Below are 18,325 nucleotides of genomic sequence, written 5' to 3'. Positions count from 1 at the left end.
TTTTTATAGTTGTTCCGTCATAGTATAATGAAACACTAAGTAAATCAGCCGAATCAAAGTAGCTTGCTGTTGCAAAACTGTGACGGCTATTTTTAATGCGCTTTATTTTAAAAAAGGTTTTTAAATAAAGTTGTTAAAGTGTTTTTTATCAAAAGAAAAAAAGGCTGACCGAAGCCAACCTTTTCTTGTTCATTATCTATGATGATTTATAACTAAGTCTTAACAGCCAATACTTAGGATGGTTTTTGAGGTGGCTTCAAGTCAAGACCTTTGGTGCATTGCTGCAAGTCGCTTTGCATTTTTTTAACATAAGGCAGGGTTGATGGGTCTTTTTTGCTTTGCGCGTAGCTTTCGATTTCCCACATTTGACCAATGGTCATTTTGCTGCGAACATTGATGGTGCAGTTACAAAGTTTGGTTGCGGTGGCTTTGTTAGCCACTTTATATTTGACCGCGCCTTCAACGCACTGGTTGATGTTGTTTTGTTTGATGTCCAAAGCGTTGGCTTGAGGCATGGCGATAAAACCAAGCGCCGCTAAAGGTAGGATTTGCAACAGCTTCATAGAGTTCCTCTCGTGAGCGAGATTAAGTTAAGAATAAAGGCTTGAATATCGCTATTGAATATAACCAAAAAATCGCTCTCACCATAGCAAGGTTTGGGCGTGATGAAAACTGCCGCCCTGCTGTAATGATGAAAGTGAATGTTACGCGATTGTGAAAATCCTTTTAAAAGGCGGAGCGTTGATATCGGGTCGGATCGGTAACGCCCGCGTCCAAAAACCCTTGCCGGCGAAGGGTACAGCTGTCGCAAACACCGCAAGCTTGACCTTGGCTGTCCGCTTGATAGCAAGAAATCGTTTTGCTGTAATCGACGCCAAGGCTAAGTCCAAGCTCAATGGTTTGTGCTTTTGACAGCTGTTGCAATGGAGTTTGCACAAATAAATGCTGACCTGTCACGCCCGCTTTGGTGGCAAGGTTTGCCAAGCGCTCAAACGCGGCGATAAACTCAGGTCGGCAATCAGGATATCCTGAATAATCAATGGAGCTGACGCCAATGACGATATGATTGGCATTGGTAACTTCAGCAACGGCTAATGCGTAGGATAAAAAGATGGTGTTTCGCGCCGGAACGTAGGTGTTTGGAATGGCGTCGTTATCGTCAATGTGATCTTCTGAGTGGCTGGCAAATTTGCTTGTGTCGCCATCAGGAATGCTCATGCTGTGGTCAGTTAAAGATGAGCCGCCAAGCTGAGCAATATCAATGTTGATTATCCGATGTGAAACGCCAGCCTCACGGGCAATCATTTTTGCTGCCTCAAGCTCGCTGTTATGGCGCTGACCGTAATCAAAGCTGATCGCCGTGACTTGATTGAATTTTTTTTGCGCCCAATACAAACATGTGACCGAATCAAGACCGCCGGATAGCAGCACCACTGCATTTTGAGTTGCCGCATCATCTTGGTTTAAGGTTGGCTGATGAGAAGTTTCTGTAATTGCCGTCATTATTATCATCACTATAAAAGATAAACGGTTATTCTAACAAAATTGCTGATTAGACAACACCGTCTTAATCAATACAGGCATTAATAAGCCAATCAATATCAGCATATTTTCAATCGCTTAGCAAAATTTGCTATAATCAGCGCCTTTGATGATTGCCACTATTGAGACTGTTATGAGTGCCGCTACCTTATTTGTTCCAAGCCAAAATCATAAGTTTAATTTTGATGACAAAAGCCCTGAGCCAAGCTTTGATGACGCTCAAGACGATGCTCAAGAGTTGGCAGCCATGGCAGCCGCTGATCCTGATTCTGTACGCTTTAAAAAGCTGCAAAAAAAATTGCGCAAGCAAGTATCTTGGGCGATTCGCGATTTTAATATGATTGAAGACGGCGATGTGGTCATGGTTTGCATCTCAGGCGGCAAAGACAGCTTCACCTTGCTGGATATTTTGCTGCTGCTCAAGCGTATTGCGCCCATCAATTTTGATATTGTGGCGGTCAACCTTGATCAAAAGCAGCCTGGATTCCCTGAAGATGTGTTACCAAACTATCTCAACGAGCAAGGCATTGCCCATTATATTTTAGAAAAAGACACTTATAGCATCGTCAAAAGCGTGGTTCCTGAAGGTAAAACGTATTGCTCAGCGTGCTCGCGATTGCGCCGTGGCTCGCTTTATGGTTTTGCCAAACAAATTGGCGCGACCAAAGTGGCATTAGGTCATCACCGCGATGATATTTTGGCGACGTTTTTTTTAAACTTGTTTCATGGCGGCGCGCTCAAAGCCATGCCACCAAAGCTGTTAAGCGATGATAAGCAAAACATTTTGATCCGCCCTTTAGCTTATGTCGAAGAAAAAGACATCATCAAATACGCGCGCTATAAAAACTTTCCTATTATTCCATGTAACCTTTGCGGCAGCCAAAAAAACCTTCAGCGCGCCATCATCAATGACATGCTCAAAGACTGGGACAATGCGCATCCGCAGCGCTTGGCGTCCATTTTTAAAGCGCTACAAAACGTTGCGCCCTCACAACTTGCGGATCGCGAATTTTTTGATTTTGAAAATTTAAGCCTTGATCGCGATGACAGTGAGCGATTATTTGAAGGTGAAAATATCCAAGCCGGTCAGCTTGAAAGCTTAGCTGAAATTGGCTTACCAACCGCCCCGCAATCGCAAACCTTTAATCCTAAATTTGCTGAAAGCCAACGTCAAAAAAGCCCCCAAAAAATCCCAACGGTTAATCCACTAATTTAATTTTTTGGCGGCATTATCTATTTTATAAAAACGTCATGATAAAAAAAGCCAGCAAAACTCGTGCTGGCTTTTTTATTTAATCGCTTAATTGGCTTAATTAAGAGTGGTTTTTTAAGAGTGCTTTTCAAAAACCGGAAGCGGGCTAAAGCTGATCTCAGCGCGTGGAAGTTTTGCCACATCCTGCATCCGCCAATCATCTTTGCCATCATAGCTGACTTGCAAGTAATATTTGCCTTTGGTCGCATCCAAATCCACATGAGCGCTGTATTTGTTACCGCTTTGGTGGGTCAAAATCGTATCGCGGTCTTTATGGATGTCGGTGGCGTGCGAGATGGACAATTCAAGCTTGTCCGGATAGGTGAGGGGGTCACCATTGAGCAGCTTTCCAGATTGTAGGCTTTCTTCAGGATAGTTCAGATAAAACGTCACATCGCCATTGGGCGCAAACTTGAGATCGCCGCGAAGGTCTAAATCATAGGTCAATTTGTCACGTGAGATGTCATGATAAAGCGTTTTGCCATCCATATACCAGTCATCGCGAACCACACTGTCGCGAATCTGATAGGAGTAATATACAAACCAAAGGCACGCCACCACCACAAATAGCGGCATGCCAATCACAAAAATGATCACCATATAGTTTTTGTACCACGGCTGGCGGTCTTGGTGCTTAAAGTTTGATGATTGCTGTTGAGTTGCCATAAGTTACCTATCGTATTGACGTCTTGCCAAAAGGGGGGAGCGCTTAGGACAGAAGCTATCCTAAACGCTAATTTCAAAAATTATTGACCTTGGGTGGTAAAGATATTTTGTTTGCTAACATTGTATTTACCATCTTCGCTGGTCACAGTTAAGGTCACAGGCGTTTGTCCTGACTCAACCACTGCAGGATCACCATAAATGCTAACCGGCATATCAAAGCTTTCGCCCGCATCAAGCGGAACTTCATTGAATCGAAGCTGTAAGCTTAAGCCTTTTTGTGGCTCTAAAGTCAGCTTATAGTTGTGCGGCTCTTGGGTTTTGTTGGTCAGCTTCACAATATAGCTGTTTTCAATCATCCCTTGGGCGTTGGTTGAGGACAACTGATTGCGGTCACGGCGAATGTCAATCTCAAGCGGCACACGACCGGTAAGCGCATAAACCAGACCACCGATCAAAATGGCTAACAGCGCCAAATAAGCAAACAGTCGTGGTCGCAGCAGTCGGCTCTTTTCTTTTTCTGCCAATTGTCGCTCGGTGGTGTAGCGAATCAAACCGCGCGGATAGCCAACTTTGTCCATGATTTCATTACAAGCATCAACGCAAGCTGCGCATTGGATACAAGCCACCTGCAAGCCTTCGCGGATATCGATACCTGTTGGGCACACCTGAACGCACATGGTACATTCAACGCAGTCACCAAGATTGTCCGGATGCGTGCCTTTTTTACGAGCGCCGCGAGGTTCACCGCGTTCATAATCATAAGAGACAATCAACGTGTCTTTATCAAACATCACGCTTTGAAAGCGACCATAAGGGCAGATTTGGATACACATCTGCTCACGCATGTAACCAGCATTGGCATAAGTGGCAAAGGTAAAAATAAACATCGATACCCAAACCCAAACCGGCCAATCAGGAATCGGAATCACGCCGCCAAGTAGCTGCCAGCTGTGGTATAAAAAGTCAGTCCCAGCCACATAACTGACGAAGGTTGCCGCAGTGATGACGGACAAAACAAACCAAATAAAATAAACCAAAAGCCGCTTTAAAACTTTTGAAGCACTCATCGGCTCTTTGTCAAACTTCATTCGCTTGTTGCGATCGCCGATCACCCATTTTTCAACGTGCTGATAAAGGTGTGTCCAAATGGTTTGCGGACAGGCGTAACCGCACCAAACGCGACCTGCGTAAACGGTCACCAAAAACAAAGTGAATGCGGCAATAATGGCAAAAATGGCAATGAAATAAAAGTCTTGGGTCAAAAAGGTCAACCCAAAAATGTAATAATGCTGCGAGGGCACATCAAACCAAATCGCTTGGCGACCATTAAAGCGCAGCCAAGGTAAAATCAAAAACAACGCCAGCAGCGCATACATACTAATCACCCGAATGTTTTGATAAAAACCTTTAACAAATCGGGGATGAACGCGCTTTTTATCCGCGTTTAAATCGACCTCGTGAATAGGAATTCTATTGGGTTGTGGTGCTGACATAAACTTGCCTCTTTAAAAAAAGAATCAGTCTGCTGGCATGGGTAACAAAGAGCGTGATCTTGCAATGCTGGGCGTTACGATGTTATCAATGTCAGTTGAGAGCCTAAGCTTTCAATGAACGACAAAAGGTAAAAAAAGCTTGGTGATAGTGTAGCATCACCTGAATGATAAATGGGGCAATTTTGGCAAAAATCAATTATTATTTAAAATTAAATAATAAAGCCCAAGCCTTGAGCTGTCTATCATTTGGCGTCTAATCACCATAAATGGCATTAAATAATTAATTAGTAAAAATTATCAATAAAAAAGGAGATCTGAATGATCAGGTCTCCTTAATTTATAGTCATTACAATAAATAAGATTAGCTTTCTTTTACCACTACTTTTTCTTCAGCATCTTGCTTAACGGCTGCAGGTTTGGCAGCTTTTGGCGCTGTGGTATTGGCAGGGACTTTGGTATTGTCAGTTTGCGCGCCGCGATCTGATAGGGAGTAAACATAAGCGGCAAGCAGCATGATACGCTCATTACCAAGTTTCGTTTCCCATTCAGGCATGACGCCCGCTCGACCATAACGCAAGGTATCACGAACCGTTTCACGATCGCCGCCATACAACCAAATATTATCGGTTAAGTTTGGCGCGCCCGTTGAGTGCATACCTTTTGCATTTTCACCATGACAAAGCGCACATTGCTGCTTGAAAATTGCCTCGCCTTGGGTTACAAGGGTTTTATCAAGTGGCAAATTGGCTTTGTTGCCGTGATTTGAGGACAGCGACAATACGTATTCAGAAGCTGCGCGAACGCCATCTTCACCGATTTGATCACGCCAAGCAGGCATTCCACCAACGCGACCTTTATGAAGGGTAGTCAAGATGTTTTGAGCTTCGCCGCCATACAGCCAGTCGTTATCAGTAAGGTTTGGATAGCCGGTTGCACCTTTAGCGTTTGAACCATGACAAACGGCACAGTTTTGCAAAAATAAGCGGCTGCCCACTTTAAGCGCATTTGGGTCAGCAGCAAGCTTTTCAACGTAAGGTCCAAGCTCATTGATTTTGGTGTCAATGTTGGCTTGTAAATCTGCTGGTGGCTTGTCATTTTTGCGCAAAGTTTCTTGCATTTCAGACAACGATTTTAGCGTTGAGGTTGCGCCGCTAGCGCCCGCTTTTGCCAAAATACTTTTTTCAAAGTTGTCAGTAAAAACTTTGTTGTTGCTCTCAAGATCACTAAACAGCTCGTTTCGTGAGGTCCAAGGCACGGTTTCGCCGTCCACTTCAACGGTTGAGATGCCTTTCCAGTGCGAGGGGAAAATAGCTGGGAAAAATACCCAATACACAGCGCCCCAAGCGATCGACCCAAAAAATATCACAAGCCACCATTTTGGCAGTGGTTTGTCGTATTCTTGAATGCCGTCATAAGTATGACCGGTCGTTCCGTCGTCCTCGACACTGGGTCTATATTTTAATACAAATAATAAGACCCCAAGGATGCCAAGCCAGCACATAAGACTTAATACGGTGATCCAAGAACTCCAAAAAAATGTCATCATTTATCCTTATTGCGCGTCTCATCCGATGAGGTAGGCTCTACCTCATCATCAAGCGCAAGTTGTGCATCTTCTTCGAAGCGTTTTTTATTTTTTGGCGAATACGCCCACCAAGCGACCGCCACAAAAGCAATGAATGCTGAAACTGTCGCAATTGTTTGTAATTCACCAATTCCCATTAGCGCTGTCCTTCCATCGCGGTACCAAGCTGCTGTAAGTAGGCGACCAAGGCGTCAAGCTCTGTTGCCCCTTGAACCGCATCTGGCGCGCCTTCGATATCCTCTTCGGTATAAGGAACCCCAAAGCGATCGCGGAACAGTCGCATTTTGGTTTGCACGTTTGTACCATTGACTTCATTGGTGGCAAGCCATGGGAATCCTGGCATCACTGATTCAGGAACCAATGAGCGCGGATCGATCAAGTGCTGCTTTTGCCAATCTTCAGAATAACGACCACCAACGCGCGCAAGATCAGGACCGGTACGCTTTGAGCCCCACAAGAAGGGGTGATCCCAAGTAGATTCAGCGGCACGTGAATAAGGTCCATAACGCTCAACTTCAGCTCGAAGTGGGCGCACCATTTGGGTATGACAAACGTGACAGCCTTCACGGATATAAATATCACGACCTTCAAACTCAAGCGCCGTCCAAGGCTTCATCGAAGGCATTGGGGTGTTGACCCCGCCTTCTTCAGGCGCTTTGTGATCATAAATGAGCGGTACGATTTCAACCAAAGTTGCAAAGCTAATCGCAATCACGATAAAGATGACCAACAAGCCTGTATTTTTTTCGATTATTTCATGCGGAATACCAGCCATGATTGCTCCTTACACTTTAGCTGTCTGTGACTCATCGACACTGGGTTCATGATCCGTAGGATCGGCCACACTCACGGGTTTTCCTTCAGGCATTTTCAAGGTTTTATAACAGTTATACGCCATCACAAACATCCCTGAAACGTATAATAAGCCGCCAAACGCACGACCGATATAAGGGAAATGCGAGAATTCAACCGTATCAACGAAGCTATAAACCAGCGTGCCATCAGGGTTGGTGGCAAGCCACATCATGCCTTGACCGATTCCTGAGATCCACATTGAAACGATGTAAAAAATCGTTCCGGCAGTTGCCAGCCAAAAGTGGGTGGTGATCAAGCTGATGGAATACATTTTAGGCTTGTTATAAATACGAGGTAACAAGACATAAAGTGAGCCGATCGTGATCATTCCAACCCAGCCAAGTGCGCCTGAGTGAACGTGACCTACAGTCCAGTCCGTGTTGTGCGAAAGCGCGTTGACCGTTTTGATCGACATCATTGGACCTTCAAACGTCGACATGGCGTAGAACGATAGTGCCACAATCATAAAGCGGATGATCGGGTCGGTACGAAGCTTGTCCCAGCTGCCAGATAGCGTCAGAACGCCGTTGATCATCCCGCCCCAAGAGGGTGCAAAAAGAATAACCGAGAAAACCATTGCCAAAGACTGCGTCCAATCAGGAAGCGCTGAATAATGCAAATGGTGACCGCCTGCCCACATGTAAGACGCAATCAATGCCCAAAAGTGAACGATCGACAAACGATAAGAATAAATAGGACGACCAATCTGTACCGGAACGAAATAATACATCATCCCAAGGAACGCTGCGGTTAAATAAAACCCAACCGCATTATGACCATACCACCACTGAACCATCGCATCAGTTGCCCCACTAAACAGTGAGTACGACTTAAAGGCGCTGACCGGAATTGCCATGCTGTTAACGATGTGAAGTAGCGCAATCGTAATGATGAACGCGGCAAAAAACCAGTTCGCCACATAAATGTGCGAGGTTTTACGCTTGATTAGGGTGCCAAAAAATACGATGGCATAAGAGATCCAAACCAGCGCAATTAAAATATCAATAGGCCACTCAAGCTCAGCATACTCTTTTGATGACGTAAGGCCTAAGGGTAGGGTGATGACCGCCGCCACAATGACCGCTTGCCAGCCCCAAAAGGTAAACCAAGCTAAATAAGGCGCAAACAATCTGGTTTTACACGTTCTTTGAACGATGTAATAAGAAGTTGCAAATAAAGCACAACCGCCAAACGCAAAAATTACCGCGTTGGTATGAAGGGGTCTTAAATGACTAAATGTCAGCCATGGGATATCAAAGTTAAGCGCTGGCCATGCCAGTTGTGAAGCAATGAACACACCAAGGCTCATGCCGACGATGCCCCAAACGACCGCCATGATCGTAAAGAATCTTACGACAGTAATCTCGTACTCACGGTCAACAGGGGCGACTGCTGTGTTTTGTAAACTCATTGGATGATTCCTTTACAGCCCGAATTATCAATAGAATTAACTAATGCTTGACGATTAAACGCTTTTATAGCAAAGGTTAAAACCGACCACGCCACTTGCCAATGTCCAATTTAGCTTAACTTCCTAAACCTTTTATTCTGCTTTTTTATCACTTGCCTAAGCCGTATGACTTAATGATCAGCGCAAGTGACGGGCTTTTTAAGCAAAAGCGCTTTGCCAAATAAGGGGTCACTTAAATAAAGGTTTGGGTTGATAAGAAAATGCGCCAGCTTGATCCTCATCTAAATGAGTATGTCACATGCCTTCTCATGATGATGGGCTCAGCAATCGAAGAAGTATGCTAGCGGCGGCTGACAGTTACACAATTACGTAATGTTTAGTTAAAACTCCCGACTCTGTTTAAGGTATTGTAACGCAATCTTAATCAAATATCATCAAAGTGATGCGCCAAAATACAAACTATTTGGTAATTATTCCAGCAGCGTTTAGATTTAATTTTTGAAAAAAATAAAAGCTAAGTCGTTGGAATATCAGCAAAAATTTGAAATTTTTCAGGATCATTATAAGCTTGATTGACCAAAATATAAACGTCAATCTGCTATATTTTTCCATGAAAATTTTTGCGTTTTTATTAAGAAAATAAAGCTTGGATGGAACACATTGCTTTATCTTTTTAAAAATCGCCTTATGATACGCTCAACGCTCTTGAATGTTAAGATAAAATATTGCTTACGCTTAACGACCCTATCATATCAAATTGCGGTAACATATCAATACAATAAGTAAGGAATTAGTGATTATTGACTTCAAGATAGTGATAGCTAATCGGACTTATTGTTACAGTTTGGCAAGCAACATTGATTAACAGTGTTACTTTGAGCCAAATCGCGCCATAATAGCCAAGGCTTTGCCAAATAATCGCAAGGCGCTACTTATACGCAAGACGTTACTTATAATCGGTAATTATCTGCTAACTTAAAATTTTAAAATAAAGGAGAGCTTAATGGCGGTATTTTTAACAGAAGATTGGTTTAATGAAGTGGATCAAATTGCAAGCGAGGTTGGGGAGTTAAATTTGCCGCCTGCACTTGCAAACATGACCATTAATTTAAAAGTGCTTGATAGTAGCGGTGATGTTGAAGCCAATTATGCTCAAGGTTATTTGCATAAAGGCTTGACGGATGCGGCGACCACCACGTTGATTTTGGATCGCGAAACGTTGCAAAACCTCATCAGCGGCTTTGATATTAATGAGGTGATGGGTGCGTTTATGACTGGAAAAATTCGCGTTGAAGGCGATATGTCACAATTGATGGCGCTACAAACGGCGCGACCAAGCGCGGAGCAAAAACAGCTGTTTAAGCGCGTTTATGCAATGACCGAAATGGCATAATTGCAACGTTTTTATAATAAAAAAGCGTCCAAATTTAAGGGCGCTTTTTTATGGTGGTTAACAAGCTTAGCTGGCTTGAGACTGCGCTGATTGTTGGTTTTCTTTATAAATCGCGGCTTGAAGCCAAATATTTGCTTGAATATAGTCATTCACTTCAATGGCTTGGTGGGCTTTGTTATTCACCGCGCCCATTCGAACCACAAAGGGCATAGCATTGGCTTCACGAAGGATCACCACATCAAACAATAAAATCGTTTGACCGTTAAATTGAGCTTCTTGTTTGCCTAATACTTGACCTTGACACCACGCTTCATCTTCTTGACCAAAGGTGTCGCCAAATAAATAGGCACACATGTGACCAAGGTTAATTTCAACAGGCGCCATTTGAGCTTCGGTTTCAGGCTGCCAAACTTTGATTTTATCTTGGATATCCTCAGGAATGACGCCATTATTTTCCGCAACAATATCGTTGAACGCGCGGTGATAACGGATGGCTTCTTGATCTTCAACTAAAATCACTTCATCTTGTTTGCTTTGTGAAATTTCATGCGCCCAAGCGCTAAAGTTCACAAAATACTCTTCTTGCTTTTGGTATAAGTGGCGATTGACCGCATAAAGTTGGTCAAAAGCATAAATAATGCTGCCATCCGAGGATTTTAATCGTAAAACGGCATCTAAAGTGTCGTCATTGACAATCACGCGCTCAATTTGGCAGTGCAATCCATAAGGACCATTGATGCAAGGATAAGCATTGATAAAGCGCTCAGGTTTACCCTCTTTCATTGCTAGCACTTGATTGATATGACAAGGCGCGTTTTCAGAAAGCAAAAGTCTGTGGTCATAAGCACTGACCTGATCGTTTAAGCCTTTGGGCATGACAGCGCGATCAATCATTTGCGACAGCCAATTTGGCACATCTTCGCTCATGTCATCGGTTAAAATGCGCCAATGATCGGCGTGACCTGTGGTCTGCTCATCGGTTAAGACGACTTTGGCGGGGGGTTGCACGTTTTTATATTGATAATTGATGGTCATAAAATTACTCAAAATGAAGTCAGTCGGGGCATTTGGCAAAAAATGCATTCAAAGTCGACTATGAAAAATGATTGTCAATATCCCAAGCTTACGTTATCTCACCCAATCTATATAGGTATAACCACTTATAATAGCAAGTCTGTCATAAAAAATAATACCAAAGCGCAGGATCACGGCAAAAAAGATTTTACTAATGATTGGCACAGAGCGCGCAAATTGTGTCAAACTATCCCCATTTTGGCAAAGTGTCGTCTTAACCATCAATAAAAAGCCTATAAAAGCAAGCTTTGCTGTTCGCCTAAAAGCGACAGCGGGCAGTCATTGGTAAAAAGAGTTTGACTTATGTTTCGTCCTTTAGCGTTATTTATCGGTCTTCGGTATACCCGAGCTGAGCGCAGTAACCGTTTTATTTCCTTTATTTCACTGATTTCGATGATTGGGCTGACCCTTGGCGTTGCCGTACTGATTACGGTGTTATCGGTGATGAATGGCTTTGATCGTGAGCTTAAATCGCGAATTTTAGGGATGGTGCCGCAAGCCACGGTGGTATCAACGGAGGTGATCAGCGATTGGCAATCATTGGCGGCGGACATTAAAAAAGACCCCGAAGTCAGTGCGGTTGCGCCTTTTATTCAGCTGCAAGGGATGCTTACAGCAAACGGTCAAGTTGCCGGAATTATGGTCACAGGAATTGATCCTAAATACGAAAAAAATGTCTCTATCATTAACAATCACATGACTGAAGGCAGTATTGATACGCTCAAAAGCGGCGATTTTAATATTGTTTTGGGCGAGGAGATGGTTCAGTCGTTAGGGCTTCAAGTCGGTGATAAAGTGACGCTCGTGCTTCCTGAAGCATCACCGTCGCCTGCTGGCGTGATTCCAAGATTTAAGCGTTTTACGCTGTCTGGCGTGTTTAGCATCAGCCCTGAAGTTGACAGCCTCATGGCGTTTATCCCGATGAATGATGCAGCAAAACTGCTCAGGCTTCCTGATGGCGCTCAAGGCATCCGAATGAAGCTTGATAACATTTTTAATGCGCCAATGGCTGCCCAAAAAGCGGCGCAAATAGCGCCCGATCAGCTGTATCCAAGTGACTGGACGCAAACGCATGGCAACTTGTTTGGCGCAATCCAAATGGAAAAAGCGATGGTTGGCTTATTGCTATTTTTAATCATTTTAGTGGCGGCGTTTAATATCGTCTCAAGCCTTGTGATGCTCGTCACCGATAAAAAAGCGGACATTGCCATTTTAAAAACTTTTGGCGCCTCCCCAAAGCTCATCACCCAAGTATTTATGGTTCAAGGCGTGGTCATTGGCGTGATCGGAACGGTTGCCGGAACGATTTTGGGGGTGATTTTTGCGCTCACCATCAGCGATATTTTAGGCTTTATTAACCAAAGCTTTGGGCTGCATTTATTTGACGCTTATTTTATCAATTATTTACCGTCACAACTGCGAGCGCTTGATGTGGTGCTGATTACCACGGCATCATTTGTATTAAGCTTTTTGGCAACCATTTATCCGGCGCGCCGAGCGGCAAAAATTCAGCCTGCGCAAACGCTGCGTTACGAATAAGCATTGGGTCAAAGAATAAAAAGGATAAACAGGCGATGAGCGCAATTTTAACAGCAACCAATATCAGCAAAATTTATGATGAAGGTAAAGTGACCACGCAAGTGTTAACGGGGCTTGACTTGACGGTTAATGCCGGTGAGCGCATTGCCATCGTTGGTACGAGCGGTTCTGGAAAAAGCACCTTACTGCATTTGCTTGGCGGTTTGGATACGCCAACAAGCGGTGAGGTTTGGCTTCATGGTAAATGCCTAAATAAAATGAATGAAACTGAGCGCGGCGCGATGCGCAATCAATATTTGGGATTTATTTATCAGTTTCATCATTTATTGGCAGAGTTTACCGCCGTTGAAAACGTTGCCATGCCGTTACTCATGCGCCCAAAAGTCAGCGTGGACAGCGCCCGCGACCAAGCGGTTGAGCTGCTTGAAAAAGTAGGTCTTGGTCACAGGCTTGATCATCGACCCGGTGAGCTGTCAGGCGGTGAGCGCCAACGCGTTGCCATTGCTCGCGCGCTTGTGACTAAGCCATCACTGATTTTAGCCGATGAGCCGACGGGTAACTTGGATTATGACAATGCCCAAAGCGTGTTTGGGATGCTCTCAGAGCTTCAAAGTACGATGCAAACGGCGCTATTGATGGTCACTCATGATCGCAGTCTTGCTGAACTTGCTGATCGGCAGTTGCTGCTTCGAAATGGTCATTGGGAGTCGTATTAAGCGCCTTTATCTTTTAAAGTCGCGCTTTTGGTCGTCAAGTTGGCGTTTTTGCCATGAAATAATGGTTTTATAACGCCAAATGACATTAAATGCCAAACCGCAAATAATACTGGTGACAATCGCCATCAGTACCAGCCCCAAACAAAACGCCGTAATCGATACCGAACCTTGATACGTCACAAACGGGTTTGCCCCATCTGCCAAAATCCATAAGCTAAAATCTGCAACCATCTTACCAATAAGGCGCAAGCTGATCATCGGCTCGCCTAAAATGGTCGCGCCCACATAATACGCGGCATAAAACACCGGCAAAGTAGTAACGGGATTGGTGATCCAAGTCAGCCCAAGCGCCATCGGCACATTGGCGCGAAACACCAGCGCCCCAATGAGCGCAAGCAGCATCTGTCCTGGCAGCGGAAAAAAAGCGCTAAGCACGCCGATATAAACGGCTTTATTCAAGCTTTTTCGGTTAAATTGCCAAAGCCTTGCATCCACCAAATGCGGCGCAAAGTACTTCATTGAGCGGCTTTCCATCAGCTTTTCAGGCGTTGGGAGTAGGGCTTTAAGACGTTTTTTGGGCACAAGATTGCCTTACATTAATTGCTGTTACCATACTTTTTGATTGCAAAAAGCTTGCTTAAAAATTAAAAGAAAAATCGATCATAAAAATCAAAGTCAGTATAAGACAATATCTTATTTAAAGCCATTCACTAAAAAAAGTGCTCGACTTTTTATTAGTAATTGACTATAACTAGCGGTTTGATGGAAGTATCAATAATGATGGCAGTTATTTAATAATCAAGACAATAGTTTTGCTAGTAAAAGCTTAAGGAGGGCGATTGTTTTGGTTATTGGGGACTGCCATATTGCTCGTTATGCTGGCGGCGCTTGATGTCGCAACTGGTATGGGCATTCCTGAAAGCAGTTGGATCACTTCTTTTACGTCATCCACCTTAATCATTATCGGTATAATAATCGCTTTGATAATGATATTTTTGCATGATTACAAGCCTTATTTTAAATCTTATCAATTGCTTATACGGCTAAGTCGGCAAATTATTTTGCTTGGACTGGCTTGTCTGATTATTGCAATTAGTGTTTTACAAGTTTTAATCAATCATCACTTCACGCAAAATAGCCAAATCACTCAAAGTCTTCGCGTTCAAGCGCTGGTTCGGATTGAAGGTCTTAGCGATAGCGTCATGACGGTCGATAGCGGTTATCGGCAAGTGGCAATCATTGAAGCAATGCTGCCCATGACGGAAAAATTGTCTTCAGCTCAGCTTGATCAACTGGCAAAGCAAGCCCTTAATCCTAATTCACCTTGGCAAGCAAATATTTTGGCAAATCCGCCGCGTGTTTTATTGCAAGCTTATCCAAAACCTAATAATGCTTTAACATCACCGCCAAAACCCAAATCAAAAGCGGCATCAAAGTTTCAAAAAAAACGCCAAAATGACGAGGATAACCTTGCCGATAAGCTCAATGGCTTAAAACCCAATGAGATCAGGTTGATGACATTAACGCTTAAGCCGTTAGCTCAATCAAATGAGGTGTCATCGTCAGGGTTTGACAGTTATCGCTGGCTGCGCTCGCGGCATATTGATGGCACGGCGCAAATTCAGGCGGTCAGTGAGGTGACGCTTTCAGGATTGCAAACGTCATCAGAGGAAGGTTTATTTCAAAAATTCCACCAAACCATTGACCTCTCGCGTTTTAATTTACGTCAGCATTTTTATCAAGATTGGGAAGCTTATACAAATGATAATCAGCAAGCTTGGGCTGTGACGCTCAGCTTGTTAACAGGCGATCGCAGCTTAATCAATCGCGATACCAAAGAGTTGTACCAAGTTGCAGGGATTTCGCACCTGCTTGCTATATCAGGAACTCATGTTTTGTTTTTGGCGCTGATCTTAGCGGCTGTGGTCAGCAACATGATGGATCGGTTTTGGGCAACGGGTTATCAGCGGCTACCACGTTGGCAATGGCGGTTTTTGGTGATGGTCGCGGCAGCATTTTTATATGCGCTGTTTACTGGATTTGATGTTCCAGCAGCAAGGACGGCTTGGACGCTTTTGGCGGTAGGACTGGTGAGATTAACGCTTCTGCCCATTTCTACGCGGCAAGTGCTGCTTGGTCTTGCGGTGATTATGGCTTGGTTTGACCCCATGGTGCTTTGGCAGGCAGGCTATTGGCTGTCCTTTATTGCGGTGGCACTGTTATTGGCTTATGAAGAAAAGCACGCGAAAATAAACTCTGATGATTATCTTGATATCGGTTGGATAAATCGCGTTTGGCAAGCATTTAAAAGCTTATTTAAGCTGCAATGTTGGCTGTTTTTAGCGCTATTGCCAGTAACGCTGCTATTGTTTGGCAAAGTGTCGCTTTGGGGGTTGGCGGTCAATTTATTTGCCATTGGCGTCTTTGGTTGGCTGCTTGTGCCGCTAAATTTATTGGCAGGTATTCTTTATTTGTTGTTACCAGCGGCGGCAGATCAAATTTGGCAATTGCTTATTCAAATGGTTACTTGGCTTCATCAAGTGATCACTTGGATAACAGGACTTGTTGGTACAAAGCAAGCTTGGTTGACCACCGTCATGACGCCAAGTTTATTGTTAATCACCGGTTTTGTCCTGCTGCCTTGGCTACTTCCGCGCGGTTTACTCAGTCGTTATTTGGCAATTCCACCATTAATTTTGTTGGTGATGACGGTCAATGCGCAAAATCAAGCGCTGATAGCCGCGCCGACGTTATATATTTTACCCACCGATGATACGCTGATCAGCGCTGCGATATTGCAATATCCGTTAGCGTCAAAGGACAGTTCGGCTAATTGGCTGATATTATCCGATCATCGACCAATGGATAATTCATCTTGGCAGCAGCGCCCAAGTCAGTTAAACGGCGAAACGCTTGCTGAAACCTTAATCAACGACTTGCAGCGGTTAAATATCACGCGCCTTGATGGTATGATTGTCCAATCAGCGGATGATCTTGAAGAAAAGGTAACCGCGCAAAACCGTTTGCCATTATTACCTACCACTGCTGCGATATTAAGTGAGAAAATCGCAATTCATCACTATTGGCAAGCAGGGAAGCTTGGTAGGTTGCCCAAAGCTGCGTTAAGTGCTCAGCCGTGCCAAGCGGGAAAAATTTGGCAACCAATCGCAACGGACAGCTCAATAAGTATTGAAGCAATGACGGGCTGGGCTGATATCAGCGACAGTCGCGTTTGGGATTGTAGTGTTAAAATTAGCAGTCAAGCGCCCATTCAAATTGTTCATTTTAATACCGTAAATCCCAAAAACTCTGAGAAAGCCTTAGTGCAATCAGTTAATATGGATAATGACAAAAAATCTGCCAAATCCCAAAGTATTATTTTGGACAGCAGTCGTCATTCAAGAAGTTGGCAGCTTTGGCAGTTGCTTTGCGCCAATCAAAATATTGACGAAGCAAGTCGTTGGCTGGGTCACAGCCGATCGCAAATTTCTACTGAAAGCTTAACCAAATTATCCATTGATTCCGTGGTCACTTATGATAAAAAACCGCTTGATGCGTTGCTGGCAAATTTGCCGCCTTAAGCCTTTTTTATTTAGATTAAGAAGATTTCACCAACAAACTATTGAACCTGTTTGCAATTGTCACCATACTGACAATTTTTATTGATTTGTTTAGGAATAGTTATGCCAAATTGGCCCCCTGATCCCAATAGACGCCCAGAAAATTTGAATAATAATGACAATTTAAAGCCGGTCGCCACGCCGCCAAGCGGTCAAGAATGGCGCTTGATCGAAAAAACGTTGCTGGCAAGCGTTGAGGAGCAGCGCCGAGCTCGCCGTTGGGGCATTTTTTTTAAACTGTTGACCTTTGGCTATATTTTATTGATATTTTTAACGCTTGGTCGCGGTTGCAGTGCGCCAAAAGCAACAGGGTTTGATAGTCTCAGCGGCGATAGCAGCCAATCGCACCTAGCTGTCGTTGACTTGCAAGGGACGATCAGCAATAGCGATCCGGCAAACGCTTATGATGTCAATGAGGCATTAACCCGCGCTTTTGAAAATCCAAATTCAAAAGCGGTGGCGTTGGATATCAACTCGCCCGGTGGCTCGCCGGTGCAGTCGGATGAGATTTGGCAAACCATGATGGAGCTTAAGAAAAAATATCCAAAGAAAAAGCTTTATGCGGTGATTGGCGATATGGGCGCATCGGGTGCGTATTACATTGCTTCAGCAGCAGATGAGATTTATGTCAACCCATCAAGTTTGGTCGGCTCCATCGGCGTCATTATGCCAAGCTATAATATTGAGGGCTTGATGGATAAAGTCGGCGTTAAAGATCGTACCATCACGGCAGGCGAGTACAAAGACATTTTAAGCTTATCGCGACCTTTGACTGAGTATGAGCAAAAACACGTCGAATTGGTGCTTGCCAATACCCACAAGCATTTTATCAATGCGGTCAAACAAGGTCGTGGCGATCGGCTAAAAAACCCTGAAGAAAATAAGCTGTTTTCAGGGCTGTTTTGGACAGGTGAGCAGTCCATCGCTTTAGGTCTTGCCGATAAAACCGGAAGCATTGCAACGCTTGAGCGCCAATTAAAGCTTGATAACGTGGTCAATTACACGCCAATGGATCCGTTTCAGCAGTTTATGGATCGCTTTGCGGTCAAGATGGGCGCAGGATTTGGCTCAAATTTAAGCCTTGATGTGTTGCCAAAAGAAGACAATCAAGCGCAAATGCGCTAATTTAACAGCAGCTAAAGCAAACTTTGGCTGCTTTTTTTTAATGATGTAATTAAG

At 44.0% G+C, this 18,325-nt stretch carries 16 protein-coding genes; 6 read left to right on the top strand and 10 right to left on the bottom strand.

The features are described 5' to 3' along the window. Window positions 1–233 precede the first annotated feature (233 nt). Window positions 234–563: a hypothetical protein gene (locus tag HF322_RS08015; RefSeq protein ID WP_169392889.1), complete on the bottom strand. Its 330-nt coding sequence runs from the start codon at window positions 561–563 to the stop codon at window positions 234–236. Window positions 564–726: 163 nt separating this feature from the next. Beyond that, window positions 727–1,503, bottom strand: coding sequence for a 7-cyano-7-deazaguanine synthase QueC (gene queC, locus HF322_RS08010; RefSeq protein ID WP_169392888.1), 777 nt, complete (start codon window positions 1,501–1,503; stop codon window positions 727–729). A gap of 286 nt (window positions 1,504–1,789) precedes the next feature. On the opposite strand from queC, the gene ttcA reads away from it, so the two are divergent. Next, window positions 1,790–2,758 (top strand): tRNA 2-thiocytidine(32) synthetase TtcA, encoded by a 969-nt coding sequence (ttcA, locus tag HF322_RS08005; protein ID WP_219848205.1) that lies wholly within the window; start codon window positions 1,790–1,792, stop codon window positions 2,756–2,758. 111 nt (window positions 2,759–2,869) lie between these two features. Here the strand turns inward: ttcA and HF322_RS08000 are convergent, their stop codons facing one another. From HF322_RS08000 to ccoN, 6 genes are all read right to left on the bottom strand, one after another. Then, complete coding sequence (locus tag HF322_RS08000) at window positions 2,870–3,460, bottom strand: FixH family protein (protein WP_169392886.1); 591 nt, start codon at window positions 3,458–3,460, stop codon at window positions 2,870–2,872. 80 nt (window positions 3,461–3,540) lie between these two features. Beyond that, on the bottom strand, window positions 3,541–4,953 hold the full coding sequence (gene ccoG, locus HF322_RS07995) for a cytochrome c oxidase accessory protein CcoG (protein ID WP_169392885.1): 1,413 nt from the start codon (window positions 4,951–4,953) through the stop codon (window positions 3,541–3,543). 361 nt (window positions 4,954–5,314) lie between these two features. Next, window positions 5,315–6,496 (bottom strand): cytochrome-c oxidase, cbb3-type subunit III, encoded by a 1,182-nt coding sequence (ccoP, locus tag HF322_RS07990; RefSeq protein ID WP_169392884.1) that lies wholly within the window; start codon window positions 6,494–6,496, stop codon window positions 5,315–5,317. Continuing rightward, window positions 6,496–6,675, bottom strand: a complete 180-nt coding sequence (locus HF322_RS07985) for a CcoQ/FixQ family Cbb3-type cytochrome c oxidase assembly chaperone (RefSeq protein WP_169392883.1) — start codon at window positions 6,673–6,675, stop codon at window positions 6,496–6,498. The genes ccoP and HF322_RS07985 overlap by 1 nt, the downstream gene beginning before the upstream one ends. Next, entirely contained in the window at window positions 6,675–7,313 is a 639-nt protein-coding gene (gene ccoO, locus HF322_RS07980; protein ID WP_169392882.1) for a cytochrome-c oxidase, cbb3-type subunit II, read from the bottom strand. Before ccoO ends, HF322_RS07985 begins: the two co-directional genes overlap by 1 nt. 9 nt (window positions 7,314–7,322) lie before the next feature. Next, on the bottom strand, window positions 7,323–8,804 hold the full coding sequence (gene ccoN / locus HF322_RS07975; protein ID WP_169392881.1) for a cytochrome-c oxidase, cbb3-type subunit I: 1,482 nt from the start codon (window positions 8,802–8,804) through the stop codon (window positions 7,323–7,325). Between the two features lie 1,003 nt (window positions 8,805–9,807). Between ccoN and HF322_RS07970 the strand changes: the two genes are divergently transcribed. Then, window positions 9,808–10,197: an SCP2 sterol-binding domain-containing protein gene (locus tag HF322_RS07970; RefSeq protein ID WP_169392880.1), complete on the top strand. Its 390-nt coding sequence runs from the start codon at window positions 9,808–9,810 to the stop codon at window positions 10,195–10,197. Between the two features lie 66 nt (window positions 10,198–10,263). On the opposite strand, the gene HF322_RS07965 is transcribed toward HF322_RS07970, so the two are convergent. Then, entirely contained in the window at window positions 10,264–11,232 is a 969-nt protein-coding gene (locus HF322_RS07965) for a hypothetical protein (RefSeq protein ID WP_169392879.1), read from the bottom strand. Between the two features lie 342 nt (window positions 11,233–11,574). Between HF322_RS07965 and HF322_RS07960 the strand changes: the two genes are divergently transcribed. Both HF322_RS07960 and lolD read left to right on the top strand, forming a co-directional pair. Further along, the gene (locus HF322_RS07960; protein ID WP_169392878.1) at window positions 11,575–12,810 is read left to right on the top strand and encodes a lipoprotein-releasing ABC transporter permease subunit; all 1,236 of its coding nucleotides are present in this window, start codon (window positions 11,575–11,577) and stop codon (window positions 12,808–12,810) included. 35 nt (window positions 12,811–12,845) lie between these two features. Beyond that, window positions 12,846–13,526, top strand: coding sequence for a lipoprotein-releasing ABC transporter ATP-binding protein LolD (lolD, locus tag HF322_RS07955; protein ID WP_169392877.1), 681 nt, complete (start codon window positions 12,846–12,848; stop codon window positions 13,524–13,526). A gap of 6 nt (window positions 13,527–13,532) precedes the next feature. Here lolD and HF322_RS07950 read toward each other — a convergent pair whose 3' ends face one another. Next, complete coding sequence (locus HF322_RS07950; protein WP_169392876.1) at window positions 13,533–14,108, bottom strand: DUF2062 domain-containing protein; 576 nt, start codon at window positions 14,106–14,108, stop codon at window positions 13,533–13,535. 257 nt (window positions 14,109–14,365) lie between these two features. On the opposite strand from HF322_RS07950, the gene HF322_RS07945 reads away from it, so the two are divergent. Then, entirely contained in the window at window positions 14,366–17,107 is a 2,742-nt protein-coding gene (locus tag HF322_RS07945) for a ComEC/Rec2 family competence protein (RefSeq protein WP_223193238.1), read from the top strand. A gap of 102 nt (window positions 17,108–17,209) precedes the next feature. Next, window positions 17,210–18,271, top strand: a complete 1,062-nt coding sequence (gene sppA / locus HF322_RS07940) for a signal peptide peptidase SppA (protein WP_169392875.1) — start codon at window positions 17,210–17,212, stop codon at window positions 18,269–18,271. Window positions 18,272–18,325 lie beyond the last annotated feature (54 nt).

It is taken from the genome of Psychrobacter sp. MF31 (assembly GCF_012847335.1).
Taxonomy (GTDB): Bacteria; Pseudomonadota; Gammaproteobacteria; order Pseudomonadales; family Moraxellaceae; genus Psychrobacter.
The sequence above is the reverse complement of the archived record's forward strand: the minus strand, read 5'-3'. Positions and strand labels throughout refer to the sequence as shown.